Annotated in this window: 22 protein-coding genes and 1 pseudogene; 13 read left to right on the plus strand and 10 right to left on the minus strand. The window is 74.2% G+C overall.

Going from position 1 to position 23,878, the window contains the following annotated elements:
* The first annotated feature begins 28 nt into the window (after positions 1–28).
* The 3 genes from ABD993_RS29475 to ABD993_RS29485 are packed head-to-tail and all read left to right on the plus strand — an operon-like array spanning position 29 to position 3,475.
* On the plus strand, positions 29–1,210 hold the full coding sequence (locus ABD993_RS29475) for an alcohol dehydrogenase catalytic domain-containing protein (protein ID WP_345425728.1): 1,182 nt from the start codon (positions 29–31) through the stop codon (positions 1,208–1,210).
* Complete coding sequence (locus ABD993_RS29480; RefSeq protein ID WP_345425731.1) at positions 1,207–2,226, plus strand: TIGR03557 family F420-dependent LLM class oxidoreductase; 1,020 nt, start codon at positions 1,207–1,209, stop codon at positions 2,224–2,226. Before ABD993_RS29475 ends, ABD993_RS29480 begins: the two co-directional genes overlap by 4 nt.
* 40 nt (positions 2,227–2,266) lie before the next feature.
* Positions 2,267–3,475, plus strand: a complete 1,209-nt coding sequence (locus tag ABD993_RS29485; protein ID WP_345425734.1) for a saccharopine dehydrogenase family protein — start codon at positions 2,267–2,269, stop codon at positions 3,473–3,475.
* Between the two features lie 7 nt (positions 3,476–3,482).
* Here the strand turns inward: ABD993_RS29485 and ABD993_RS29490 are convergent, their stop codons facing one another.
* Complete coding sequence (locus ABD993_RS29490; protein ID WP_345425737.1) at positions 3,483–5,618, minus strand: DEAD/DEAH box helicase; 2,136 nt, start codon at positions 5,616–5,618, stop codon at positions 3,483–3,485.
* 269 nt (positions 5,619–5,887) lie between these two features.
* Between ABD993_RS29490 and ABD993_RS29495 the strand changes: the two genes are divergently transcribed.
* Entirely contained in the window at positions 5,888–6,532 is a 645-nt protein-coding gene (locus ABD993_RS29495; protein ID WP_345425740.1) for an isochorismatase family protein, read from the plus strand.
* Here the strand turns inward: ABD993_RS29495 and pta are convergent.
* Entirely contained in the window at positions 6,507–8,576 is a 2,070-nt protein-coding gene (gene pta, locus ABD993_RS29500) for a phosphate acetyltransferase (protein WP_345425743.1), read from the minus strand. The genes ABD993_RS29495 and pta overlap by 26 nt on opposite strands.
* Positions 8,577–8,659: 83 nt before the next feature.
* On the opposite strand from pta, the gene ABD993_RS29505 reads away from it, so the two are divergent.
* Positions 8,660–9,940: a glycosyltransferase family protein gene (locus tag ABD993_RS29505; RefSeq protein WP_345425746.1), complete on the plus strand. Its 1,281-nt coding sequence runs from the start codon at positions 8,660–8,662 to the stop codon at positions 9,938–9,940.
* A 6-nt stretch (positions 9,941–9,946) separates the two neighbouring features.
* Here ABD993_RS29505 and ABD993_RS29510 read toward each other — a convergent pair whose 3' ends face one another.
* Together ABD993_RS29510 and ABD993_RS29515 are read right to left on the minus strand one after the other, a co-directional pair.
* A complete protein-coding gene (locus ABD993_RS29510; RefSeq protein ID WP_345425749.1) occupies positions 9,947–10,429 on the minus strand; it encodes a CoA-binding protein in 483 nt (160 codons plus the stop codon).
* Positions 10,426–11,721: an O-acetylhomoserine aminocarboxypropyltransferase/cysteine synthase family protein gene (locus ABD993_RS29515; RefSeq protein WP_345425752.1), complete on the minus strand. Its 1,296-nt coding sequence runs from the start codon at positions 11,719–11,721 to the stop codon at positions 10,426–10,428. The genes ABD993_RS29510 and ABD993_RS29515 overlap by 4 nt, the downstream gene beginning before the upstream one ends.
* Before the next feature lie 923 nt (positions 11,722–12,644).
* Between ABD993_RS29515 and ABD993_RS29520 the strand changes: the two genes are divergently transcribed.
* Positions 12,645–13,397 carry a hypothetical protein gene (locus ABD993_RS29520; protein ID WP_345425755.1) on the plus strand — a complete coding sequence of 251 codons (753 nt, stop codon included), beginning with the start codon at positions 12,645–12,647 and terminating at the stop codon, positions 13,395–13,397.
* Between the two features lie 232 nt (positions 13,398–13,629).
* Here the strand turns inward: ABD993_RS29520 and ABD993_RS29525 are convergent, their stop codons facing one another.
* Together ABD993_RS29525 and ABD993_RS29530 are read right to left on the minus strand one after the other, a co-directional pair.
* Complete coding sequence (locus ABD993_RS29525; protein ID WP_345425758.1) at positions 13,630–13,845, minus strand: hypothetical protein; 216 nt, start codon at positions 13,843–13,845, stop codon at positions 13,630–13,632.
* A 367-nt stretch (positions 13,846–14,212) separates the two neighbouring features.
* Positions 14,213–14,977 carry an HNH endonuclease signature motif containing protein gene (locus ABD993_RS29530; protein WP_345425760.1) on the minus strand — a complete coding sequence of 255 codons (765 nt, stop codon included), beginning with the start codon at positions 14,975–14,977 and terminating at the stop codon, positions 14,213–14,215.
* 692 nt (positions 14,978–15,669) lie between these two features.
* Here ABD993_RS29530 and ABD993_RS29535 point away from each other — a divergent pair.
* The 7 genes and pseudogenes from ABD993_RS29535 (at position 15,670) to ABD993_RS29565 (ending at position 20,639) form a co-directional block, all read left to right on the plus strand.
* Positions 15,670–16,479, plus strand: coding sequence for an N-acyl homoserine lactonase family protein (locus tag ABD993_RS29535; protein WP_345425762.1), 810 nt, complete (start codon positions 15,670–15,672; stop codon positions 16,477–16,479).
* Positions 16,476–17,327 carry an SDR family NAD(P)-dependent oxidoreductase gene (locus ABD993_RS29540; protein ID WP_345425764.1) on the plus strand — a complete coding sequence of 284 codons (852 nt, stop codon included), beginning with the start codon at positions 16,476–16,478 and terminating at the stop codon, positions 17,325–17,327. Before ABD993_RS29535 ends, ABD993_RS29540 begins: the two co-directional genes overlap by 4 nt.
* A complete protein-coding gene (locus tag ABD993_RS29545; RefSeq protein WP_345425765.1) occupies positions 17,320–18,234 on the plus strand; it encodes an NAD(P)-dependent oxidoreductase in 915 nt (304 codons plus the stop codon). The genes ABD993_RS29540 and ABD993_RS29545 overlap by 8 nt, the downstream gene beginning before the upstream one ends.
* Entirely contained in the window at positions 18,231–18,665 is a 435-nt protein-coding gene (locus ABD993_RS29550; protein WP_345425768.1) for a cupin domain-containing protein, read from the plus strand. The genes ABD993_RS29545 and ABD993_RS29550 overlap by 4 nt, the downstream gene beginning before the upstream one ends.
* Positions 18,652–19,047, plus strand: a complete 396-nt coding sequence (locus ABD993_RS29555) for a carboxymuconolactone decarboxylase family protein (RefSeq protein ID WP_345425771.1) — start codon at positions 18,652–18,654, stop codon at positions 19,045–19,047. The genes ABD993_RS29550 and ABD993_RS29555 overlap by 14 nt, the downstream gene beginning before the upstream one ends.
* A 15-nt stretch (positions 19,048–19,062) precedes the next feature.
* A pseudogene (locus ABD993_RS29560) lies at positions 19,063–19,923 on the plus strand (NAD(P)-dependent oxidoreductase); the annotation flags it as partial.
* The gene (locus ABD993_RS29565) at positions 19,920–20,639 is read left to right on the plus strand and encodes a GntR family transcriptional regulator (protein ID WP_345425774.1); all 720 of its coding nucleotides are present in this window, start codon (positions 19,920–19,922) and stop codon (positions 20,637–20,639) included. The pseudogene ABD993_RS29560 and the gene ABD993_RS29565, both read left to right, overlap by 4 nt.
* A 7-nt stretch (positions 20,640–20,646) precedes the next feature.
* Here ABD993_RS29565 and ABD993_RS29570 read toward each other — a convergent pair whose 3' ends face one another.
* The 4 genes from ABD993_RS29570 to ABD993_RS29585 are packed head-to-tail and all read right to left on the minus strand — an operon-like array spanning position 20,647 to position 23,877.
* Positions 20,647–21,414: a carboxymuconolactone decarboxylase family protein gene (locus ABD993_RS29570; protein WP_345425777.1), complete on the minus strand. Its 768-nt coding sequence runs from the start codon at positions 21,412–21,414 to the stop codon at positions 20,647–20,649.
* Between the two features lie 26 nt (positions 21,415–21,440).
* Positions 21,441–22,013 (minus strand): carboxymuconolactone decarboxylase family protein, encoded by a 573-nt coding sequence (locus ABD993_RS29575; RefSeq protein ID WP_345425780.1) that lies wholly within the window; start codon positions 22,011–22,013, stop codon positions 21,441–21,443.
* Positions 22,010–22,954 (minus strand): DUF6282 family protein, encoded by a 945-nt coding sequence (locus ABD993_RS29580; RefSeq protein WP_345425783.1) that lies wholly within the window; start codon positions 22,952–22,954, stop codon positions 22,010–22,012. The genes ABD993_RS29575 and ABD993_RS29580 overlap by 4 nt, the downstream gene beginning before the upstream one ends.
* Positions 22,951–23,877: an MBL fold metallo-hydrolase gene (locus tag ABD993_RS29585; RefSeq protein WP_345425785.1), complete on the minus strand. Its 927-nt coding sequence runs from the start codon at positions 23,875–23,877 to the stop codon at positions 22,951–22,953. Before ABD993_RS29585 ends, ABD993_RS29580 begins: the two co-directional genes overlap by 4 nt.
* Position 23,878 lies beyond the last annotated feature (1 nt).

Consider the following 23,878-nt stretch of genomic DNA (forward strand, 5'->3'; position numbering starts at 1 on the left):
GCGCGGGGGTGCCGGGTAGCGCTGTGGGATGCGAGCACTGTCATATCACGGCAAGCGCGACGTCCGGGTGGACACCGTGCCCGATCCCACGATCGTCGATCCGGAGGACGTGATCGTGCGGATCACCTCCTCCGGGCTCTGCGGCTCCGACCTGCACCTCTACGAGGTCATGGGCCCCTTCCTCGGCGAGGGCGACATCCTCGGCCACGAGCCGATGGGCGTCGTCGTCGAGAAGGGTCCCGCGGTCACCGCCCTGGCGCTCGGGGACCGGGTCGTCGTCCCGTTCAACGTGTCCTGTGGGACCTGCTGGATGTGCGAGCGAGGCCTGCACTCGCAGTGCGAGACCACCCAGAACCGCGACCAGGGGATGGGCGCCTCGCTGTTCGGCTACACCAAGCTCTACGGGCAGATCCCCGGCGGACAGGCGGAGTACCTGCGGGTCCCGTTCGGCAACCGGCTGCCGGTCACGGTGCCGGAGGGCCCGGCGGACGACCGCTTCCTGTACCTGTCCGACGTCCTGCCCACCGCCTGGCAGGCCGTCGCGTACGCCGACCCGCCGAAGGGCGGCACGCTGGTCGTGCTCGGGCTGGGACCGATCGGTGACATGGCCTGCCGGGTCGCGCGACACCACGGCGTCGAGCAGGTCATCGGGATCGACCTGGTCCCCGAGCGGCTCGCTCGGGCCGCCGCCCGCGGGGTCACGACGATCGACCTGACCGGGTCCGACGACGTCGTCCAGGCCGTGCGCGAGCTGACCGGCGGGCGGGGACCGGACGCGGTGATCGACGCCGTCGGGATGGAGGCGCACGGTTCGCCCTTCGGCTCGATCGCGCACCGGCTCGTCGGCCTGCTGCCGGACATGCTCGCCGCGCCGCTGATGAGGACCGCGGGCGTGGACCGGATGGCGGCCTTCCTGCTCGGCGTGGAGCTCGTCCGCCGCGGCGGCACGCTCTCGCTGTCCGGGGTGTACGGCGGCACGGCCGACCCGATCCCGATGCTGAAGGTCTTCGACAAGCAGATCCAGCTGCGGATGGGCCAGGCGAACGTGCACCGCTGGGTGCCGGAGATCCTCCCCCTGCTCACCGACGCCGATCCGCTCGGCGTGGACGACTTCGCGACCCACCGGCTCCCGCTGGAGTCGGCCTCGGACGCGTACGCGATGTTCCAGGACAAGAAGGACGGTGCGATCAAGGTGGTGTTCCAGCCGTGACCTCGTTCGGCTACACGCTGATGACCGAGCAGCGCGGGCCGCGCGACCTCGTCGCCGACGCCGTCGGCGCCGAGCGCGCGGGCTTCGACTTCGCGGTGATGAGCGACCACTACTTCCCGTGGCTGGACGAGATGGGCCACGCCCCGTACGCCTGGAGCGTGCTCGGGGCGGTCGCCTCCGTCACCGAGCGGATCCCGCTGATGACGTACGTGACCTGCCCGACCGTGCGGTACCACCCCGCCGTCGTCGCGCAGAAGGCGGCGACGGTCGCGCTGCTGTCCGAGGGCCGGTTCACCCTGGGCCTGGGGTCGGGGGAGAACCTGAACGAGCACGTCGTGGGGCGCGGGTGGCCGACCGCCGACGTCCGCCAGGACATGCTGGACGAGGCGATCACGATCATCCGGGAGCTGGTGGCCGGCGGGTACGTGACGCACGAGGGGCCGCACTTCCGCGTGGACTCGGCGAAGCTCTGGGACGTGCCCGAGGAGGGCGTGCCGCTGGCCGTGGCGGTGTCCGGGAGGCAGTCCGTCGAGCGGTACGCGCCGGTCGCCGACGCCATGGTCGCGGTGGAGCCGAAGGCGGACCTCGTGACCGGCTGGGACGCCGCGGCGGGCGCGGAGCAGCCCAAGATCGGTCAGCAGCCGATCAGCTGGGGTCCGGACCACGGTGCCGCCGTCGAGCGCGCGCACTCGCTGTTCCGCTGGTTCGCGGGCGGCTGGAAGGTCAACGCCGAGCTGCCCGGGACCGCGGGTTTCGCGGCGGCGACGCAGTTCGTGCGGCCGGACGACGTGTCGAGCGCGATCCCCTGTGGGCCGGACGTGTCCGCGCACGTCGAGGCCCCGCGGCCGTTCGTCGACGCCGGGTTCACCCACGTCGCGCTGGTCGAGATCGGCGGCGAGATGCAGCCGGACTACCTGGAGTTCGCCCGGACCGAGCTGCTGCCCGCCCTGCGCGAGGAGTTCGGCGAGGCGAAGGACAGCGCGATCCGCGTCAGCAGGAGCCCGCGGGGACGCTAGGCGGCGCGGCGAACCACGCGGCTCGGGGCATGCTCGGGTGATGAGCACCGAACGGGAGCACGATCTGGTCGTCTTCGGCGCCACGGGGTTCGTCGGGGCGCTGCTGGCCGAGTACCTGGCGGAGGCCGCCCCTGCCGGGCTGCGGATCGCGCTGGCCGGGCGGTCGCGGGACAAGCTGGAGCGGGTGCGGGCCGGGTTGTCGGGGCGGGCCCACGGCTGGCCGCTGGTCTCCGCGGACTCGACCGACCCGGCGTCGATGCGGGCGCTGGCGGAGTCCACCCGCGTCGTGGCGACGACCGTGGGTCCCTACGCGCGGTACGGGTTGCCGCTGGTGGAGGCCTGCGCGAAGGCCGGGACCCACTACTGCGACCTGACCGGGGAGGTGCTGTTCGTCCACGAGGCGATCGCGCGCTACGACGGTCCGGCGCGCAGCTCCGGCGCCCGGATCGTGCACTCCTGCGGCTACGACTCCATCCCCTCCGACCTGGGCGTCCTGTTGGTGCGCGAGGCCGCGGGCGCCGACCTCACGGACGTCCGGGCCGTCGCGACGGCGCGGGGCGGGTTCAGCGGCGGGACGCTGGCCTCCCTGCTCGGCCACGTCGAGGCGGTGTCGGGGGACCCGGTCGCCCGGCGGATCGCGGGCGGGCCGCATTCGATCAGCCCGGACCGCGCCGCCGAGCCCACGCCGGACCAGCCGCGGGACGCCTCGCCGCCGCGCCGCGAGGCGGACGGCTCGTGGACCGCCCCGTTCGTCATGGCGCCGTACAACACGCGGATCGTGCGGCGCAGCAACGCCTTGCAGGACTGGGCGTACGGGCGCGGTCTGCGCTACGAGGAGCGGATGGCCGCAGGGAAGGGGCTCGCCGGGGCGGTCGCCGCGGTGGCGATCACCGGGGCGATGGGCGCAGTGGTCGGGGCCGCCGCGCTGGGCCCGACCCGGGCGCTGCTGGAGCGGGTCCTGCCGAAGCCGGGCACCGGGCCGAGCGCGCGGGCGCGGGCCGAGGGCTTCTTCCGACACGTGCTGACCGGCACCACGGTCGACGGCCGCACGGTCACCGCGACGGTCGCGGGCCCTGGCGATCCCGGCTACGCCGCGACCGCGGTGATGCTGGGCGAGAGCGCGTTGTCCCTGGCCCTGGACGACCTGCCCGACCGTGCGGGCTCGCTCACCCCGGCCACCGCGATGGGACGGGTGCTGATCGAGCGCCTCCGCGAGGCGGGCCACACGTACGAGGCGGGTCCGCGCTAGCCGGCCGTCAGCGGGCCTCCAGCGCGTCCGTCAGCAGCGCGACCAGCGCCTCGAGCTGGATGTCCGCCGACGAGCCGACCTCGGCGTCCGAGCCGTCCAGGGCCTGGGCGGCGAGCCCCGCCTTGCTGTCGATGAGCCCGGCGATCCGGGCGTCGATCGTCTGCGCGGCGATGATCCGCCAGGCGGTGACCGGCTCGGTCTGGCCGATCCGGTGGCTGCGGTCGATGGCCTGGGTCTGCTCGGCGGCGGTCCAGGACAGCTCGGCCAGCACGATGTTGGACGCGACCTGAAGGTTCAGGCCCACGCCCGCCGCCGTCAGCGAGCAGACCGCGACCGCGACGCCGGCGTCGTCGACGAACGCGTCGATGTTGCGCTGCCGCACGGACGGTGTCTGGTCGCCGCGGATGGAGGAGAACCGCACGCCCTGCTTCGCGAACAGCTCCTCGGCGGCGTCCATGACATCCACGTGCTTGGCGAAGAACACGACCTTGCCCGCGGACCGCGCGAGCTGGGCGGCGTAGTCCGCCGCGAGCGTGGCCTTCGCCTGCCCGATCCTGCGCATCATGGTGAACACGTTGTCGCCCGTGCTCGCCTCGTTCGCGTCCTTCTGCTCCCACTTGGCGACCCGGCGCACCAGGTCGCGGTCGATGCCCTCGAGCGGCGCCGACCCCCGGGTGACCAGCGCGTCGTCGTAGCGGGCGACCATGCGCCGGGCCAGGTCCCGCTCGGCGGCGCGGATGGACCGCCCCGCGGCCCCGTCCAGCTCGACGGGCAGGTCGGCGATCCGGCGCGCGGGGATGTCCGCGGCCACGTCCACCTTCCGCCGACGGACGATGCCCTGGTTCACCACGGCCTGCCGGGCCACCCGGTAGAAGCCCGGATCGGCCGGGGTCAGCCCGGACGCCGACAGCGCGTCCATCAGCTCACCGCGCGGCTTGGTGGCGTCGATCCAGCCGAGGAACTGCCAGATGGCCAGGAAGTCCTCGATGTCGTTGATCAGCGGGGTGCCGGTCAGCGCCATCATCAGCGGCCGCGCGGTGAAGGTGCGGATCCGGTCCGCGATCTCCAGCACGTGCTGGCTGCGCTGGGAGGACTTGTTCTTGATGAAGTGCGCCTCGTCGACGACCATCCCGCGGAACCCGAAGTCCCCGAGCCAGCCGACGTGCCGGTCCAGCACCTCGTAGTTCACGACGACGATGTCCGCGAACCCGTCGATCGTGTCCCCGTTGCCCTGGATCACCGTGGCCGGGCGGCGCGGCGACCAGAGGTCGGCCTCGCGAACCCAGTTGGTCTTGACGACGTTCGGCACCACCACGAGCAGGGGGTAGGCGTTCGCCGCCTCCGCCGCGACGAGGGCCTGCGCCGTCTTGCCTAGGCCGGGCTCGTCCGCCAGCAGGAAGGTCCGGTGGCCCTGCTCGGCCGCAGCGACCAGGCGCGCCTGGTGCGGCATGAGCTCCAGGCCCGGGGGGACCTTGCGGGACGAGGGGAAGGGCAGGTCCATGCAGGCCGAGGCGCCGCTGCCCGCGCGCTCGAACGACCGCAGCAGCGGGCCGAGCAGCTCCCACCCGGCCAGCGGCGTGGGCCGGGGGGTGGCGGGCCGGGCCGCGGAGAAGTCCGGGGCGAGGAAGGGGTTGGCCAGCTGCCGCGACACGACCGACTGCGGCACCACGCGGGGCTTGGCCGGGACGGCCGCGACCTCGACGGGCGGGGCCTCCTGCAGCTCGGGCACCGGCGCGGGCTCGACCCCGGCGGCCTGCAGGACCTCGCGGGCCAGCGCCCGCGCCTCGGGGGAGACGACGGCGTCCTCCCCGAGCAGGGCCAGCAGGCCCTGGTCGCGGACGGCGGTCATCGCGAGGGTGCGCGCGATGTCGTCCAGCCGCTTGATCCGGTCGCCGCGCTTGGCCTCGTTGAGGGTGGCGTCCGCCTTGACCCGCGCGCGCTCCTCGCGCAGCAGCAGGGCCACGGCCTGGAACTTCGTGCGGGTCGCCGGGGTGACCCGGCTCCTGCGCAGGGCGGCCTCGACCTCCCGCACGGTGCGCGCGAGCACCGACATCACGTCGACGTCCTGGCCGGTCCGGCCGCGCCGTCGATCCTGCGGGGCACTGCGGCGAGCCCTGGTCTGGGGCTTGCCTCGTCGAGCCACGGACAACTCCTCTTCGGTCAACGCCCACCCGCGGTCGTGCGGCGGTCGGCCGGGGATGGCCCCGCGCACGACCCGATCGGATGGGTCCGGCGAGATCGCCTCCGGGGGATGGACGGCCGGGACACGGGGAAGCGGGGCGACCGGACGACGGCCGCGGCACCGAACAGGGGCCACCGTGCCGGACGAGTTCCCGGCGGGATCAGATCTCGACACCATCGTAGCGCCTGGCCGCAGAGCGCGCGGCCGGACACACCGGGGACACTGTGCGGATGACGTCGAGTGGACCCCACGGGACGGCGTTCTCCGGCCGGGTGGGCTGGGGGAGCAGGCCCGCGCTGGTGGTCGTGGACCTGGTGCGCGCCTACACCGATCCGGCCGGGCCCTTCGCCCTGCCGGAGGCGGACTCCGTGGTCGCCGCGACGGCGGAGCTGGTCGACGCGGCCCGCACCGGCGGGCACCCGGTCTTCTGGACCGAGGTGCGCTACTCGCCCGGGATGGCCGACGGCGGGCTGTTCGCCCGCAAGGTGCCCGCACTGCGTGCCTTCGCCGCGGGTGCCGAGGGCGGCTGGGGTGAGCAGGCCCTCACCCCCGGCCCGGCGGAGGTCCTGGTGAGCAAGCAGTACGCCAGCGCCTTCTTCGGGACCTCGTTCGCCGCCACGCTGACGACGGCGGGCGTCGACACGCTCGTCGTCGCGGGGGTGTCCACCTCGGGCTGCGTGCGGGCCACGGCGATGGACGCGCTCAACCACGGGTTCCGGCCGCTGGTCGTCGAGCAGGCCTGCGGGGACCGGACCCGCGCTCTGCACGAGAACAACCTCGCCGACCTGGACGCGAAGTACGCCGACGTCGTCGACGCCGCCGAGGCCCTGGAACGGCTGCGCGCCCCGCTCAGCCCTGCGCCTGGATCGCGGTGATCGCGACGGTGGTGACGATGTCGTGCACGGTCGCGCCGCGGGACAGGTCGTTGACCGGCTTGGCCAGCCCCTGCAGGACGGGGCCGACCGCGACGGCGCCGCCCGCCCGCTGAACGGCCTTGTAGGTGTTGTTGCCGGTGTTGAGGTCCGGGAAGACGAACACGGTCGCCCGGCCCGCCACGTCGCTGTCCGGCAGCTTGGTCCGGGCCACCCCGGGGTCGACGGCGGCGTCGAACTGGATCGGGCCCGCCACCGGCAGCGCGGGGCGGCGGGCGCGGACCCGGGCGGTCGCCTCCCGCACGAGGTCGACGTCCGCGCCGGAGCCGGACTCCCCGGTGGAGTAGGACAGCATCGCCACGCGCGGCTCGATGCCGAACATCGCCGCGGTGTCCGCCGCGGACAGCGCGATCTCGGCGAGCTGCGCGGCGTCGGGGTTGGGCACGACCGCGCAGTCGGCGTAGACGACGACCTGGTCCGGCAGGCACATCAGGAACGCGCTGGAGACCAGGGAGACGCCCGGGGCCGTCCGGATCACCTCGAATGCCGGACGGATGGTGTGGGCGGTGGTGTGGGTGGCGCCGGAGACCATCCCGTCCGCGACCCCGCGGTGGACCATCATGGTGCCGAAGTAGGTGCCGTCGGCCATCAGGTCCAGCGCCATCGGCAGGCCGACCCCGCGGTGGCGGCGCAGCTCGGCGTAGGTCTGCGCGAAGTCCGCCCGCCACGGCGACGTGGCCGGGTCGACGATCCGGACACCCGGCAGGGCCAGGCCCGCCGCGCTCGCCCGGGCCCGGATCCCCGCCTCGGGGCCCAGCAGCGTCAGGTCGACCACGCCGCGCTGCAGGAGCTGGTCCGCGGCGGCGAGGACCCGGTCGTCCTCGCCCTCGGGGAGCACGATGTGCCGCCGGTCGGCGCGGGCCCGGTCCAGCAGCTCCTGCTCGAACATCAGCGGCGTCGTCCGGGTCGGGCGGACGACGGCGAGGCCGACCGCCAGCGCGTCGTGGTCGATCGCGGCGTCGACGAGCCGCAGCGCGGCGGCGATCTTGCGCTCCCCGCCGGGACGCAGGGCGGCGCGCACCCGGCCGACCGCGGAGACGGTGTCGTAGGTGTCCTCGGCGACGGCGAGCACGGGCACGCCGGCCGCGCCGAGGCCCTGCGCCAGCCTGCGCACGGCGGGATCCACCGACCCGCCGGTGAGGACGAGGCCCGCGATGGCGGGGTAGGCGCCGGACAGGTGCGCCGCGAGCGTCCCGGCGACCAGGTCGGCCCGGTCCCCGGGGGTGATGACGAGGTCGGCGTCCCGGATGCGGTCGAGGAAGTGCGGCAACCCCATCGCGCCCACGACGACCCGCTCGATCTCCCGCGCGGCCCCCGGATCGCCCGCGACCCGCTCGGCGTCGAGGGCGTCGGCGACCTCGGCGACGGTGGGCGCGGCGAGCAGCGCCAGCTCGGGCAGGACCCCGCCGGGCAGCCCGCCCGACGCCGCGGACAGGCCCGCCCGCACGGTGTCGACGTGCGCCGGGTCGACCCGGTTGCAGGTCACGCCGAGCAGGTCGCAGCCCCGCTCGGTCAGCGCCGCGACGTCCCGCCGGACGGCGTCGAGCACCTGGGCGCCCGTCCGGTCCCGCCCGCCGACCACCAGCACGACCGGCGCCTCGAGGTGGACCGCGATGCTCGCGTTGAGGTCCACCTCCGACGCGGGGGAGTCGGTGAGGTCGCTGCCCTCGACCACGACGACGTCCGCCTCCTCCGCGAGCACGGCCCACGCCTGCATGACCCGGCTGAGCAGCACGTCCCGCGGGGAGTGCAGGTCGGCGGCGGTGAGGGCGTAGGACGCGGCGTAGTCCTGGGGGAGCCGGAAGTGGTGTCGGATCAGCTCGATGTCCGGGTCCGGCGGGTCCGCGGACGCGACGACGGGGCGCAGGAAGGCCGTCCGCCCGGCCCGGCGGGCGAGGGCGTCGACCACCCCGAGGACCACGGTGGACTTGCCGGTCCCGGGTTCGAGCGCGACGACGGAGACGGTGCGGGCGCGCCGTTTCTGCACGGGGGCTCCTGCCTGTGGGGGACGGGTGCCCGCCATCGTGTCCGACGGCGGCCCGGACTGCGCCCAGGCTAGGTTCACCGTCCATGGAGCCCACGCGCGACCTCACCGACCCCCGGCAGAACGAGGCGGTGCTCGAGTCCGCGTCCGCGCTCCTCGCCGACGGCGGGGCGGACGTGCCCGCGGCCGTCGCGGCCGAGGCCCGGGCGGTCGCGGACTCCCGGCGCAGGCTCGCCGCGCTGGACGGCCCGGTGCACCTCACGGTGGTCTGGGCGATGTACGGCGAGACCGGCCGGATGGCCACCCGCGAGGAGCACCCGCACGGGGAGGACTTCGTCCGGGTCAAGGTCCGCCAGCTGGACTGGCTCACCGCGGGGCTCCCGCAGGTCACCTGGAGCATCCTCGCGGTCGACGACGGCTGCCCCGACCAGCCGTCGAGCGCCGAGACGATGGCCTCGATCGCGGCCGCCGAGGGCTACCCGACGGGCGGCCACCGCTCGGTCTCGGTCCTCCGCCTGGCGGACGTCCTGGCCGCCGACCCGTCCACCGGCCCCGCCTACAGCGCGGAGTTCCGGGCCCTGACCTCGCCGGACGAGTCCCGCAAGGGCGGCTCGATCCTCGTCGGGCTCGCGACCGCCGTCGCCGTGGGCCCGGGGGCGGGCAGGCACGTGGTCTGCTACACCGACGCCGACCTCTCGGCGAACCTGGCCATGCTCGGCTCCCTCGTCGCCCCGATCGTGCTCGGCGGCGCGGTCGCGGCGGCGGGCCAGCGCTACGGCATGCCGGGCGCGGTGCTGGTCAAGGCGGACGGGCCCTCGGTCGAGCCGCGGAGCACCGGTGACAAGCCGGACAAGCTGATCGTGCTGTTCCGGCACGTCGTGCGGGCGATGCTGGTGCCGGACCTGGCGCACGTGGTGGACACCCAGGCCGGGTTCAAGGCGTTCGACGCCGCGGCCGTGGGTCCGGTGCTCTCCCGGATGACCTCGTTCAACGAGACGTTCGACGTCGAGCTGCTGGTCCTGCTCGCCCGGGCCCACGGCCCGCAGGCACTCGCCGTGGAGCCGATCGTGTTCACCGAGGACTTCGCGGCCACCCACTTCCCCTCGGTCGACCCCGGACCGCGCCACCTCGCAATGGTCGAGCAGGTCGTGGCCCTCTACGACCGGCTGGTCGCCCCCGTCACGCCCGCCACGGGCGAGGCCGCGCAGCTGCTCGACCTGCTGCGCACGCTGGACCTGGACGGCTACGTCCGGCTCATCGAGCAGCTGCGCGCCGAGGACCACGACGACCCCACGCTGTTCGACCGCCGCTGGCCGGTCGAGCACCTGCGGGGGATCCTCGCCACCGAGGGCGCCGACCCCCGCTGACGGGCCTCACCGCGGGGGTCTGCGGGAGGTGATCACGCCGGTGTCGAAGCCCGCGAGGTGCAGGCCGCCGTGGAACCGGGCGTGCTCGATCTTGAGACAGCGGTCCATCACCACGGTGAGGCCGGCCGCCTCGGCCTTGCGGGCGATCTCGGGCTCGAACAGCCCGAACTGGAGCCAGAGCGTCCCCGCGCCGACGGCGATCGTGTCGGCGAGCACGTCCGGGAGGTCGGCGGGCCTGCGGAAGACGTCCACGATGTCCGGGACGACCGGCAGCGCGGCCAGGGTGGGGGACACCGGCCTGCCGAGGATCTCCTTCTCGTTCGGGTTGACGAAGTGGACGTCGTAGTCCGTGCTGGCGAGCAGGTAGGTGGACACGAAGTTGCTGGCCCGCTCCGGCTTGCTGGACGCGCCGACCACGGCGACCGTCCTCGCCCGGCGCAGCACGGCGAGCCGCTCGAGCGGGGTCGGGTTCTGCCACTCGGCGGTCACGTCCGGTCCTTCGTGGCCGCGGCGAGGGCCTGGTCGAGGTCCCAGAGGATGTCGTCGACGTCCTCGAGACCGACGCTGATCCGCACGAGGTCCGGCGGCACGCCCGCCTCGTCCAGCTGCGCCTCGGTGAGCTGGCGGTGGGTGGTCGAGCCCGGGTGGATCACCAGGGTGCGGGTGTCGCCGACGTTCGCGAGGTGGCTGGCCAGCTGCACCGCGCCGATGAAGCGCTCGCCCGCCTCGCGCCCGCCGCGCACCCCGAACGCGAAGACGGCCCCGGGGCCCTCGGGGGTGTAGCGCCGCGCGAGGGCGTGGTGCGGGTGGTCCGGCAGGCCCGCCCACCGGACGTACGAGACCCGGGGGTCGGCCGCCAGCCACTCGGCGACGGCCCGCGCGTTCGCCACGTGGGCCGCCATCCGCTGCGGCAGCGTCTCGATCCCCTGCAGCAGCTGGAACGCCGACGTCGCCGACAGCGACGGGCCGATGTCGCGCAGCTGCTCGGCCCGGACCCTGGTCAGCCAGCCGTACTCCTGGAAGTTCCCCCACCAGGACAGCCCGCCGTAGGACGCGACCGTCTCGGTCATCGTCGGGAAGCGGCCGTTGCCCCAGTCGAAGCGGCCCGCCTCGACGATCACGCCGCCGAGCGTGGTGCCGTGCCCGCCGAGGAACTTCGTGGCCGAGTGCACGACGATGTCCGCCCCGTGCTCGATCGGGCGGCACAGGTAGGGCGTGGCGAGCGTGGCGTCGATCGCCAGCGGGACGCCGGCGGCGTGCGCCACGTCCGCCAGCGCCGCGATGTCGGCGATCTCGCCGGAGGGGTTGCCGATCACTTCCGCGAAGACGACCTTCGTCCGGTCCGTGATCGCCGCGGCGATCCGCTCCGGGTCCGTGCCGCGGACGAACGTCGTCTCGACCCCGAACCGGCGCAGCGTGACGTCCAGCTGCGTGATCGTGCCGCCGTACAGCCCGGCCCCCGCGACGATCTCGTCACCGGCCCCGGCGAGCGCGGCGAAGGTCAGGAACTCGGCCGCCTGCCCGCTGGCGGTGGCGACAGCACCCAGCCCGCCGTCCAGGCTCGCGACCCGTTCCTCCAGCGCCGCGACGGTGGGGTTCGCGATCCGGCTGTAGACGTTGCCGAACTTCTGCAGCGCGAACAGCGCCGACGCGTCCGTGACATCGGAGAACACGAAGCTGGTGGTCTGGTAGATGGGCACGGCACGCGCGCCCGTGGCGGCGTCGGGCGCCCCACCGGCGTGCACGGCACGGGTGTTGAAGCCCCAGGCGTGGTCGGGCATCGATCCCTCTCGGTGGGATGAGCGGGTCAGCGACGGCCCGGACACGCGCAGGTGCCCACCATGCCGAAGTCCACGTGTCGACGCCGCACGAGCACGGAGACGGCCGACATGCGAGTGTTCGTACCACCTCCGGGCCGGGATGCCAAACGTCAACCCGAACATCGACAGCGGCGCCCCGGTGCCGTCCCGGAAACCGCCACGAGCACCGCGCCGATGTCGCGCAGGCGCCCGAGGACGCCGCCGAGCTCGGCCCGGTCGGCCGCCGGGAGGGTGAGGGGGGTGGGCCGTCGTCCTCCCGGATCACGGACGACCGGCTGCTGCGGCATCGCCTGTTCCGCGCGCACGTGCTCGACTCGTCGACGGTGAACCGGAGGTCGGCGGCCCGGATCTCGACGAGCTCGCCGCGGGCGCGCAGCCGGGACAGGGCAGTGCCGCGCCGTCGGCCTCCAGCAGGCGTTCGCCTTCGCGCCCGCGCCGGGCTCGACCGTGCCGACCGCGGCCACGAGGGGGGTGAGGACCGCCGCAGGTCCCCGTCTCCTGCGTCGAGGGTCACCCACGCCACTCGGCGCTGCGCCGCCCGGGCCGCCGCCCACTGCGCGAGCAGGGTCGTCTTCCCGAAGCCCGCAGCCGCCACCAGGACCAGCCGCGGCCCGGCGTCCCCGAGCAGACGGTCGGTCAGGCGGTCCCGCCGCACCGACCCACGTCGTGGCGAGGGCAGGTGGAACTTCGTGCCGGCACCGCCATCGGCCGAGCGTAGCGGCGTCATGGTTCCGACGAGGCTCCGTCGTGCCGGGCGGCGCCGCGGCCGTGGCGCCACTCCCGGCCGCCTAGGGCGCCGGTCCGCTGTGGACCGTCGCACCTGGTGGCCGGGTGATCCCAGGCCCTACGCTGGCGACGCCGCGCAGCCGTGAGGGAGCCGCCCGATGTCTCAGCAGCCGCAGGGCCAGGGATGGTGGCAGGCCACCGACGGTCTCTGGTACCCGCCCCAGCAGTGGCGGCCCCCGCCTCCCGGCCCCGGGCCGCAGGCACCGCCGCAGTACAGCGGGCCGCAGCCCGGCGGACCCCAGCCGAGCGGGCCCCAGTACGGCGGACCCCAGTACGGGGGGCCCCAGTACGGCCAGACCGCGCGTCCCCCGCGGAAGCCTCGCCGCGGCTGCCTCGTCGCCGTGGTGGTCGCCGTGGTCCTGGTGCTGGTCGTCGCCGGGATCGCGGCCTACTTCGTCAACCGGGCGGTCACCGCGGTCCAGGACGTCTCCGGCGGTGCCGGGTCGTTCGGCCAGGCGAGCTGTCCCGGCGAACAGGCCGTGTCCGCCGCGGTCGGGTCCCCGGTCACCCTGGCGATGAGCGGCAATGTCATCGTCGCGTCGGGATGCAGCTACCTCGCCGTCGACCGTGCGGCAGGCGCCGACGTCCAGATCACCGTCGGCTTCGCGCTCGCGGCGGACGACCAGTTCGCGCAGGTCGCCTCCGACGCCGCGACACAGGGCACCACCCCGGAACCGATCTCCGTGGGCGATCGCGGCGAGGCCTTCGGGGCGCCCGGCCGCAGCGACGCCATCGCCGTCACCGGCGACTCGATGATCCTGGTGGAGGTGTTCAACGCCGGGAGCAAGGACATCGGGGACCGGAAGGACGCCGCCGTCGCCCTGCTGGAGCAGGTGATCGCGGCCCGCTGAGGTCGGCCCCACCACCGACGCGGCGGGGCCCCGGGACCCGGCGCGCTCGACGGCGGCGACCGGCTCCGCGCTACTCGCCCGCGACCGGGACGGGGACGGAGTCCGATCCGGTCGACGGCGGCGATCGACCGGGCGACCTTCGCCTGCCCGCTCTCGGTGAGGACGGCGAGCGTGCTGCGACCGTCGGCGGGGTGGGGCCTGCGGTCCACCCGGGCCTCGCTCTCCGGGCGGTTCACCACGTAGTTGTTGCACCGCGGTTGTTGCACCGCGCGGGGGAGATGAGCAGGCGTTCGGCCATCCTGCTCAGGGGGCTGCTGCGGTCGGGAGCCATGGCCAGGTGCAGCAGCGCGGAGTGCTCGGTGATCGAGAGCCCGTGGCTCTTGAGCACCTTCCGTACCGTCTCGAGGACCTGCTCGTGGGTCCGGAACAACGACATGAAGGCGTTCATGGCCGTCGGTCCCGGCCAGCCGGGCTCGCTCCAGCGCGCCCGGTCCTGGGCGACGATCCCGTCGACCGGCTTCTCCGCGCCGCCCGCGGTGACGGACGGCCGCGCCGCCGCGTCGACGGTGCGCCTGCCAGCTGGTCGACCAGGTCGGCGGCGTCGCCGTTGGATCCGGCTCGTCAGGGCACGGCACAGTCCGACCCCGCGAACCTGTTGGGCGCGTGCGCGTGGACACGCTGGGCAATACGGCACTCCGGCGACCGCACGGGCGCCGACGCGGGCGCACCCGGCATGAGTGCGCTCGTTCCCTATCCGACGAGTGCGTCGATGCTGAGGCGTTCGACGTCGCGGCGGGGTGGGGGGATGCGGCCGATCAGGTCTGGTCGGTGCCTGGTGTTGTGGCCTGGTGGTGCCCCGGACCAGGCGGGTGGGTGGAACACCGCCACCCCTTGGTCGATCTGCAGGGTCCAGTCGCCGTGGTGGAGCAGGCGGTGACGGCGCGGACACAGCAGGACTTCGCCAGGGTGGTCTCGCCGCCGTGCGCCCAATGTTGGATGTGGTGGGCGTCGGTCCAACGGGCGGGGATCCCGCAGCCGGGGAACGCACACCCGCCGTCGCGGACGGCGAGGGCGCGGCGCAGCGCGGTGTGCACGATGCGGTGTTTGCGGTCGACGTCGAACGGCTCCCCGTCCGAGCCCAACACCACCGGGACGACACCTGCGTCGCAGGCGATGCGGCGGGCGTCTTCGGCGCGGATGACTCCGCGGCCGATCCCGTCGCCGGCTTCGAGCAGGCCGGCCCCGGAACCCCGGAGGTCGTCGAGGGTGATGGTGACCGTGACCTGCGGTCGGTTCCCGTTCCCAGTCGGCAGCTCGCCGATCTGCAGCATCCGCCGGGCCAACTCGACCACCGCGTCGCAGTCCCGCTCCGCGGCCGAGCGCGGGTCGGGCAGTCGCTCGCCGGCGCCGTCGCAGATCGGGTCTCGCAGGTCCCGGGGTCGTGTGCTCCCACCGGGGCAGCCAGGGGTGAGAGGGCCGAGCGCAGGATCGCGGTGGATGCGGAGTCGAACCAGCCCCCGCCTCCAACCCTGCACCACTCGCGTGAACAATCCGCGTCCGAGCCTCCTGCGCGATGCCACCTCCGGAGCGAGGCCCCCGGAGGGCTGCAGTCCACAACGACCAGCGGTTCGCCTCGGGAATCGTGCGCGGAGAAGCGTGCAGGACCGCCTGCTCAGGCGCGGGTAGGAGTGCTTGCGACAGGCATTTCAGGCGGTCGTCTCCGTCGGGGAGAGGATCCTGGGGTTGCCGAGCAGATCGGCGACCAGGAACTCCTGTGTGGATGATGGTGTCGAGTTGCCCCGGAGAGGTGGGCCGCTGGGTCGTCGACGATGGGGTCGGGCCGGCGACGAGAGACCCATCGATCAAGGAGTCATCCGGGTCAGAAGTCCTGGGTCTCCGCGTCGGTCGAGTACGCCGCCGTCCCCCTCATCCCGCGGGTGAGGGGTACCGCGCAGGTGTTGCGGAGGCGGATACTCCGGGCACGGCCCTCTCGGGCTTGGCTTTCCACGGGCCGCGCGAGTCGACGAGGTACTGGAAACGGGGGCGGACCCGGTCGATGGGGTGGAGGACGGGTTGGTGCCCGTACTGCGGGGTGGGGGCGTCATCGAGGGGCAGGCTCGGCGCCCGTCGGGCCGCGTCGACCGCCATGGGCGGCCCAGGGGTGGTGGGCTCAGCGGCGCGCCGTCGATGGCGCGCGAGGTAGTCGTTGCAGGCCTCCAAATTGTCTGACAGTCTGACGATGGCAGCAACGATGCGGCGGGAAGGTGCGAGGGTGGACGAGGTCCTTGCGGTGCGGTACGGCACGCGGACGGCGAGGAGGAGCGAGAGCTATCTCAACTTCCACGTCTACGGCGAGGCGGACGCGTCCTTCGAGATGGACTACTTCTTCTGGGTCCTTCGCGGCCCCCGGGAAGTGGTGCTGGTCGACTGCGGCTTCGACTCCGTCGTGGGTGAGCGGCGCGGGCGCACGACCCTGATCGATCCCCTCGAGGCGTTGGCGCACCTGGGAATCGCCCCCGCCGACGTGGGGCGGACCGTGGTGTCCCACGCGCACTACGACCACATCGGCAACCTCCACCGGTTCCCGGACGCCGAGATCGTGATCGCCCGGCGGGAGTACGAGTTCTGGGCCGGGCCGATGGCCGAGCGCCTGCAGTTCTCGCACTCCACCGAGCGGGCCGAGCTGGACCATCTCGGTGCGGTGGCGGCGCAGGGCCGCCTGACGCTGGTCGAGAAGACGCTGGACCTCCTGCCCGGAGTGGAGCTGACGGTGGTCGGGGGGCACACGCCGGGCCAGATGGTGGTGCAGGTCGCGGTGGGGTCCGAGACGGTCGTCCTGGCCGCCGATGCGTTGCACTTCTACGAGGAGCTCGAACGGGACCGCCCGTTCTTCGTCGTCTCGGACCTGGTCGAGATGTATCGCGGGCTGGACCTGCTGAACGAGATGGGCACGGGGCCGGGACGGTCGTTGGTGGCCGGTCACGACGCGGCGGTCCGTTCCCGGTTCGGCGGTCGTGTCGACGGGCTGCCCGCAGGCGTCGACGACCTGGTCGTCCGCATCACCGAGGGAGTGGCGGCGTGAGCCTCGCCGGGAAGGTCTGCCTCGTGACCGGGGCGGCGGGTGGACTCGGTTCGGCGGTGGCGAGGCGACTGGCCGCCGACGGGGCTCGCCTCGTCCTCACCGACCTCGACGCCGACCGGCTCGACGAGCTGGCGAAGGAGCTGCCCGTCCCCGTGGTGGTGCGCGCCGGGGACGTGGCGGAGCAGGCCGACGTCGAGGCGGTCGTGGCCGCGGGGGTCGCGGAGTTCGGCCGGATCGACCTGCACCATCTGAACGCCGGCATCCCCGGCCGGCTGACCAGGCTGCCCGACCTGCGCGTGGAGGACTGGGACCGGGTGCTCGGGGTCAACCTGCGAGGTGCGTTCCTCGGGGTCCGCGCCGCGTTCCGGCAGTACGAGGCCCAGCCGTCGGGGGGTGCGATCGTGCTCACCGCGTCCATCGCGTCGTTGCGGGCGAGCGACGACCTGCTGGCCTATCACGCGTCCAAGCACGGTGTGTTGGGCCTGCTCAAGGGGGCCGCGATGTTCGGCGGTCCGATCGGCGTGCGGGTGAACGCGGTGGCGCCGGGCATCGTGCCGACCCCGCTGTTCGCGGGGGCCGGGTCGGGACCCGGCGGGGGCGACGACATGGCCCGCCGAGCGGCGACGAGCCCCCTGCGCAGGCCCGGCGCCCCGGAGGAGATCGCCTCGGTGGTCGCGTTCCTGTTGGGGGAGGACGCCGCGTACATGACCGGCGAGGTCGTGTCGGTCGACGGCGGGGCGGCCGCGGTCAGTGTCGTGCGGCCGTCCGGGGGAGCGGGGGCGTGGGACCCGCATCCGCACGACGTGCGGATGCATCCGGAGCTGGCGGGAGGGGAGCGGAATGGCTGAGCGTCGCCGGGTGGGGTTCGTCGGCCTGGGGAACATGGGCGGGCGGATGGCGCGTCGGCTCGTCGCGGCCGACATCGAGGTGATCGGGTTCGACCCGCGCCCCGGCGCCGCCGAGTCGGTGGGTGCCGTGGCCGCGCGGGGACCTGCGGACCTCGCCCGTGAGGTCGACGTCGTCCTGATGTCGTTGCCGGACAGCCGCGTCGTCGAGGCGGTCGTCGGTGGGGCCGACGGTCTGCTGGCAGGCGCACGAGCCGGAACCGTCGTGGTCGACCTGTCCACGGCGTCGCCGCAGTCGACGGTCTCCCTCGCCGCGTCCGCGGGCCGCGGCGGCGTGCACTACGTCGACGCCGGTGTGTCCGGTGGCGCGGCGGCGGCCGAGAAGGGGGCGCTGACGATCATGGCCGGGGGAGACGCGGACGTCCTCGCGGGGCTCGCCCGGGTGTTCGAGCCGATCGCCGCGCAGGTCCACCACATGGGACCCGTGGGAGCGGGACACACCGCGAAGGTGCTCAACAACTTCCTCAACGCGGTGAGCCTCGCCGCGACCGCCGAGGTGATGGTCGCGGGCCGCAAGGCCGGGTTGGACCTGCCCCAGCTGCTCGACGTGTTCAACGCAGGCAGCGGCGCGAGCTTCGCCACGAGGGCCCGGTTCCCGCACATCGTGCGCGGGGACTACCTGGAGGGTGGGCTGACGGGGCGGCTGATGACCAAGGACCTCGCGCTCTACCTGGACCTCGTCGGGAGGCTGGGGGTGCCGTCGCTCAACGCGGCCGGGCCGTTGGCGAGCTTCGGGCTCGCGGAGAACCTCGGGTACGGGGACCAGATCAGCAACCGCGTCGTCGACGCGATCGGTGACGTGGCCGGCGGCGTGCGCGTGCACGACGCCGCCGAGACGACGGAGGGATGACGACCGTGCAGATCGTCAGGGGGCGGGCCGACGGGACCGCGACACTCGCCCGGACCGACACCTTCACCGGGGCGGTGTGGGGCGATCCGGTGCTGCCGACCACCGCCGAGAAGAACACGATCAACAGCGTGACCTTCGCGCCGGGGGCGCGGACGTACTGGCACCACCACACCGGCGGCCAGATCCTGGTGGTGACCGCGGGACGCGGCTGGGTGTGCACCCACGGCGGTACCCCTCAGGTCATCCGGGTCGGTGACGTGGTCTGGGTTCCGCCGGGGGAGCGGCACTGGCACGGTGGTACGGCGGACACGATCATGACGCACCTCGCGATCTCGATCGGCCCGACCGTCTGGGAGCACGAGGTGTCGGCAGCGGAGTACGACGGGGCGAACCGGACGCGGACGGGGGTGCTGGTCGATGGACGCGACTGACGCGGCGGACGGGCGGTACGCGCGCGGGTTGCAGATCCGCAAGGAGGTGCTGGGCGAGGCCCACGTCGAACGCTCGATGGCCGGCGTGAGCGACTTCGCGCGGCCCGTGCAGGAGTTCGTCACCGCGGTGTGCTGGAACGACGTGTGGGGCCGTCCGGGGCTGGACCGGCGGACCCGCAGCCTGCTCAACCTGGTCATGCTGACCGCGCTCGGACGCAACCACGAGCTGGGTGTGCACGTGCGCGGGGCGCTGACCAACGGCGTCACCGAGGCGGAGATCCAGGAGGCACTCCTGCAGGCCGCGGTGTACTGCGGGGTCCCGGCCGCGCTGGAGTCCTTCCGGGTGGCCGAGGCGATCCTGCGAGAGCACCACGATGGCTGACGCACGGGTGGGTTCGTCGGCCTCGGGCGGATGGGCGGGCCGATGGTCCGCCGCCTGGCCGCCGCGGGGTTCGAGGTCGGTGCCCACGACGTCGTGCCCCGACCGGACCTGGCCGACGTCGTGACGCTCGTCGACTCGGCGGCCGCAGCCGCGGAGTCCGGGTCCGTGGTCGTGCTCATGCTGCCGAGCTCCGACACCGTCGAGGCCGTGGCGGACGGCGGGTTGCTGGACGCCCTGACGCCGGGGTCGACGCTGGTCGACATGAGCAGCTCGGAGCCGCTGCGCACCCGGGCCCTCGCCGAGCGGGTGGCGGCCCGCGGGGCGGTCCTGGTCGACGCCCCGGTCTCCGGCGGGGTCGGCGGTGCCGAGGCGGGCACCCTGACGATCATGGTCGGCGGCCCGGGCGACGCGGTCGCGGCACTGGATCCGCTGCTGCGCGCGCTCGGCACTCCGCGCCACGTCGGTCCGGTCGGCGCCGGGCACGCGCTGAAGGCGCTGAACAACCTGATGTCGGCCGCGCACCTGCTGGCCAGCTCGGAGGCGCTGCTGGCCGGGGAGCGGTTCGGGCTCGACCCGGCGGTGATGCTCGACGCCGTGAACGGGTCCAGCGGGCGCAGCGGCTCCACCCAGAACAAGTGGCCCACCTTCGTGCTGCCGGGCACCTTCGACTCCGGTTTCGCGCTCGGCCTGATGCTCAAGGACATCCGGATCGCCGCGGGTCTGGCCCGGGCCACCGGTGCCGCGGCCGAGCTGACGGAGCGCACGGTCGCGCTGTGGGCCGAGGCGGCCGAGGAGCTGGGCCCCGGTGCGGACCACACGGAGGTCGTGCGATGGTTGCGCCGATCGGCGAGGTCGGAGTCGGAGGCGGGGGCGTGAACGGCAGCTCATCGACGGCCGTCGGCGGGCCGACGTGGTCCGCCGACCAGGTCGGACGCGTCGCCGCGCCGCTGCGCGAGCAGGTCGTCACCCTGGTGCGGGACGCCATCCTCGGCTTCCGGCTCCAGCCCGGGCAGCGGCTCGTCGAGCGTGAGCTCGTCGAGCAGCTGGGGGTGTCCCGCGCGACGGTCCGCGAGGTGCTGCGGCAGCTCGCGGCGGAGGGGCTGGTCACGGTCGTCCCGCAGCGCGGGGCGGTCGTCACGGCGCTGTCGGCGGAGGACGCCGCCGACCTCTACCAGATGCGGGCCGTGCTCGAGGCCCTCGCGGTGCAGCGGTTCGTGGAGCGGGCCACGGCGGAGCAGGTCCGCGAGCTGCGGGCGGCGGTCACCGCGATCGCGGAGACCGCGGACGTGGACGATCCCCAGGCGCACCTGGGGGCGAAGGACCGGTTCTACGAGGTGCTGTTCCGAGGGTCGGGCAGCGAGCCGCTGCAGCAGACGCTCGCCGGTCTGCAGGCCCGGGTCCGGCTCCTCCGAGCCCACTCCCTGGCCGAGCCGGGCAGGCCCGCGGAGGCGGCGGCGGAGCTCACCGCCGTCGTGGACGCGGTGGAGGCGGGCGACGCGGCGACCGCCGCCGCGGCATGCGCCGCCCACATCCACCACGCCTCGGCCACCGCCCTCGCCCGGCTGCGCGCCGACGGACCGCCCCCGGCCTGACCCGCCCTCAGCGCTGCGCCGCGATCTCCGCCAGGATCGGCGCCGCGGTCGTGGCGGCGTGGATGCCCAGCACACTCACGATGGCGAGCACCTCCATGATCTCGCCCGCCGTCGCCCCCAGCCGCACGGCGTTCTGCATGTGCAGCTTCAGGCCGGGGACGTAGAGGTGGGTGGCCGAGGCGTCGAAGGCGATGTAGATCAGCTCCTTGATCTTCGGCGGCAGCGTGCCGGTCCGCCAGGGCACCGAGGAGAACTCGATGTAGGCCTCGAACAGGTCCGGGTCGAGCTCGAGCAGCCCGTCCCAGAACCCGTGCCAGTAGCCCCGGTTCCGGGTGAACTCCGCCTTGAGCCGCTCCCGGCGCTCGTCGAGCGGGGCGGGGCCCGCCCGCAGTCCCTCCTCTTCCAATACCTCGAGCAGCAGTGGCACCCCGATGTTGCCGGCGTGGATGCCGAGGGTGGAGGTCAGCTCGATGACCTCCATGATCTCCCCGGTCGTGGCGCCGTGGTCGAACGCGGCCGCCACGTGCTGGCGGATGCCCGGTTCGTAGAGGTGGGTGGCCGCGGCGTCGGCGGCGATGTAGACGAACTCCTTGACCTTGGGCTCGAGGTGGGTCCGCCCGGTCCAGGGCACCGCGGAGAAGTGCAGGTAGGCGCGCACGAAGGCGGGATCGAGCTCGAGCATCCGCTGCCAGGACTCGCCCCAGGTGCCCCGCACCCGGACGAACTCGTCCTTGATCTCCTGCTGGTCGGCGGTGAGCGACTGGGTGGTCGACATGGGTGTCCTCCGGTGGGGTGAGGGGCTCAGTTCTCGGGCGGGACGACGCCGAACACCGCCAGCTGGGTGGCGACGGAGTCGTACCAGCCGAGCAGGACGACGAGCTCGAGCAGCCCCCGCCTGCCGAGCGAGGCCACGGCGGCGGCGAACTCCGTGTCGTCGAGGGTGCGGCGGTCGAGCAGGGCGAGGGTGGCCGCGTGGACGGCGCGTTCCTCGCTCGAGCAGGACGCGGGAGCGACCCGGTCGGCGAGCCCGGCGATGTCGTCGTCGGAGAGACCTGCGGCGCGCCCGGCCAGGCGGTGGGCGTAGAGCTCGAACGGGCTGCGGCGATGGAAGGCCATCAGCAGGATCGCGATCTCGCGGGCCCGTGCGGAGAGCTCCAGCTCGAAGCGCAGCACCCGCCCGAAGCCTTCCAGGGCGTGCGCCAGCGGTGGGCTGAGCAGCCAGGCGTTGGGCGGGCCGATCAGGCCGCCCTCGGGGTGGACGAGGGAGAACGCGGCGTCCGGAGCGGCCCGCACACCCCCGGTGAAGGCGGCGTAGACCTCCAGCTGCGGCGGGGTCATCTCGGCCGGGGCGAGGCGGGGCAGGCGGTCGCTCATGGGGGCTCCTGGTCGAGTCCGAGGAATCGCCGCGGGTTGACGGCGAGCATGCGGTGCAGGGCGGGGGGCTCCACCCCGAGGTGGCGGAGCTGTTCGGCGACCACCCGCAGGCACTCCGGTTCCGGTGGCACCCAGCGGGAGAACACGTCCGAGCTCAGCACGAGCCGGTCGGGGCCGAGGACGTGCACCGCGCGGGCGAGGTCGCGCACGTGCAGGTGTCCCTCCGGATGGAGCAATGGGGCGGCGGCCAGCTCCACCAGCGCGCCGGTGTCGGTGAAGCGGCGCAGCTCGGCGGCGTCGTCGACGTAGTGCAGGGGATGGGTCACCAGGACGCGGTCGTGACCGATCGCCGCGCAGTACTCGACGACCGCGGTGCTCTCGGCGAGCCCGAGGTGGCCGGTCCCGACGGACAGGCCGCGTTCGGCGCAGGCGTCGAGCGTCTCCCTGGCGGCGCCGGTCAGCCTCCCGTCGCCGTCGACGACCCGCACGGACCGCTCGTCGGCGAACCCGTCGAGGCTCGGTGCGATCCGGCGGAGCAGGGTCGTCACGTACCCGTCTCGGTCGACGTCCGCGGCGGCGCCCCAGGTGGGCAGGAAGATCACCGTGGCGCCGTGGGCCGCCGCGAGCTCGACGACGGTCGGGCAGACCCCACCGAGCGTGGGGTTCAGGGTGAAGCTGCCGCGCACCGTGAAGTCGGGCCCGGCCGCCCGCTGCAGCAGCGCCGCGCGGTCGGTGGTCGGCCAGAGGTGGGACTTGAGCACCCATCCGGCGAGGCCGTACCGCTGGGCGAGGCGGAGCACCCCGAGGTCGTCGCCGCGGTTCGGCAGCGCCGTCGCGAGGTCGGGCTGGCCGTGGACGTGGACGTCGATCGCCCCGGTGAGCAGGTCGGCGAAGCCGTCGGGCTGTGCCGCGGCCCAGTCGTCCGGGGAGTCGTCCCTCACGACGCCGGACCGATCGGGACGTAGCGGTAGCCGCCGAGTGGATCGGTGACCACCCGCCCGGGCGCGGCCTCGGGGAAGTGAGCCGGGAACAGCAGCGTCTCGGTGTCCGCGATGTCGCGCAGCAGGGCCTCGCGAGAGGCCGTGGCGCGGGCGTTCTCCACACAGAAGTCGGTGCTCAGTGCGGGGCGGGCGAGCTGCAGTGCGTGATGGACCACGTCCCCGGCGAACACCGCGCGCTCGCCCTCGGACCGGACCTCGACGCAGACGTTGCCCGGGGTGTGCCCCGGCGCGGGCAGCCGCCGGACCTCGGCGCAGAGCTCGTGGTCGGGCGAGACGACGTCGAGGACGCCTGCCGCCCGCAACGGCAGGACGCTGTCGGCGAGGTAGTCCCCGAGCCGGGCGCGGTCGCCCGCGGACCGCGGTCCGGTCCAGTGGTCGAGCTCGGCCCGGGTGGTGACGTACCGCGCCGCGGGGAAGGCCGGCTCGGCCGCACCGGGGCGGATGGCCGCGCCGACGTGGTCGACGTGGAGATGGGTGAACACGACGGCGTCGACCTGCTCGGGGGCCGCCCCCGCCCGGCCGAGCCGGTCGAGCCAGCCGTCGGCGCGGCCGTCGAAGCACGGGTTGGGTCGGGTCTTGGCGTCTCCCACCCCGGCGTCGACCAGCACCGTCCGGTCGGGGGTGCGGACCACGAACGCCCCGATGTCGACGACGAGGAACCCGTCGTCGCAGTAGGGCGGTCGCAGGTACCAGTCGTCGAGCCCGTCGAGCCCGTCGAGCCCGTCGAGCACGAGGTCGGGGAAGAACAGTGCCGGGTCGACGCGGTACCGGAACTGGACGACGGGGGTCACGGTCACCGCGCCGACGCGCACCGGCCGCGGGCGGTGGGCGTCGGCGGGGCGGACCCAGGAGGGACGGGGCACG

This window comes from Pseudonocardia xishanensis (assembly GCF_039541715.1).
Lineage (GTDB): Bacteria > Actinomycetota > Actinomycetes > Mycobacteriales > Pseudonocardiaceae > Pseudonocardia > Pseudonocardia xishanensis.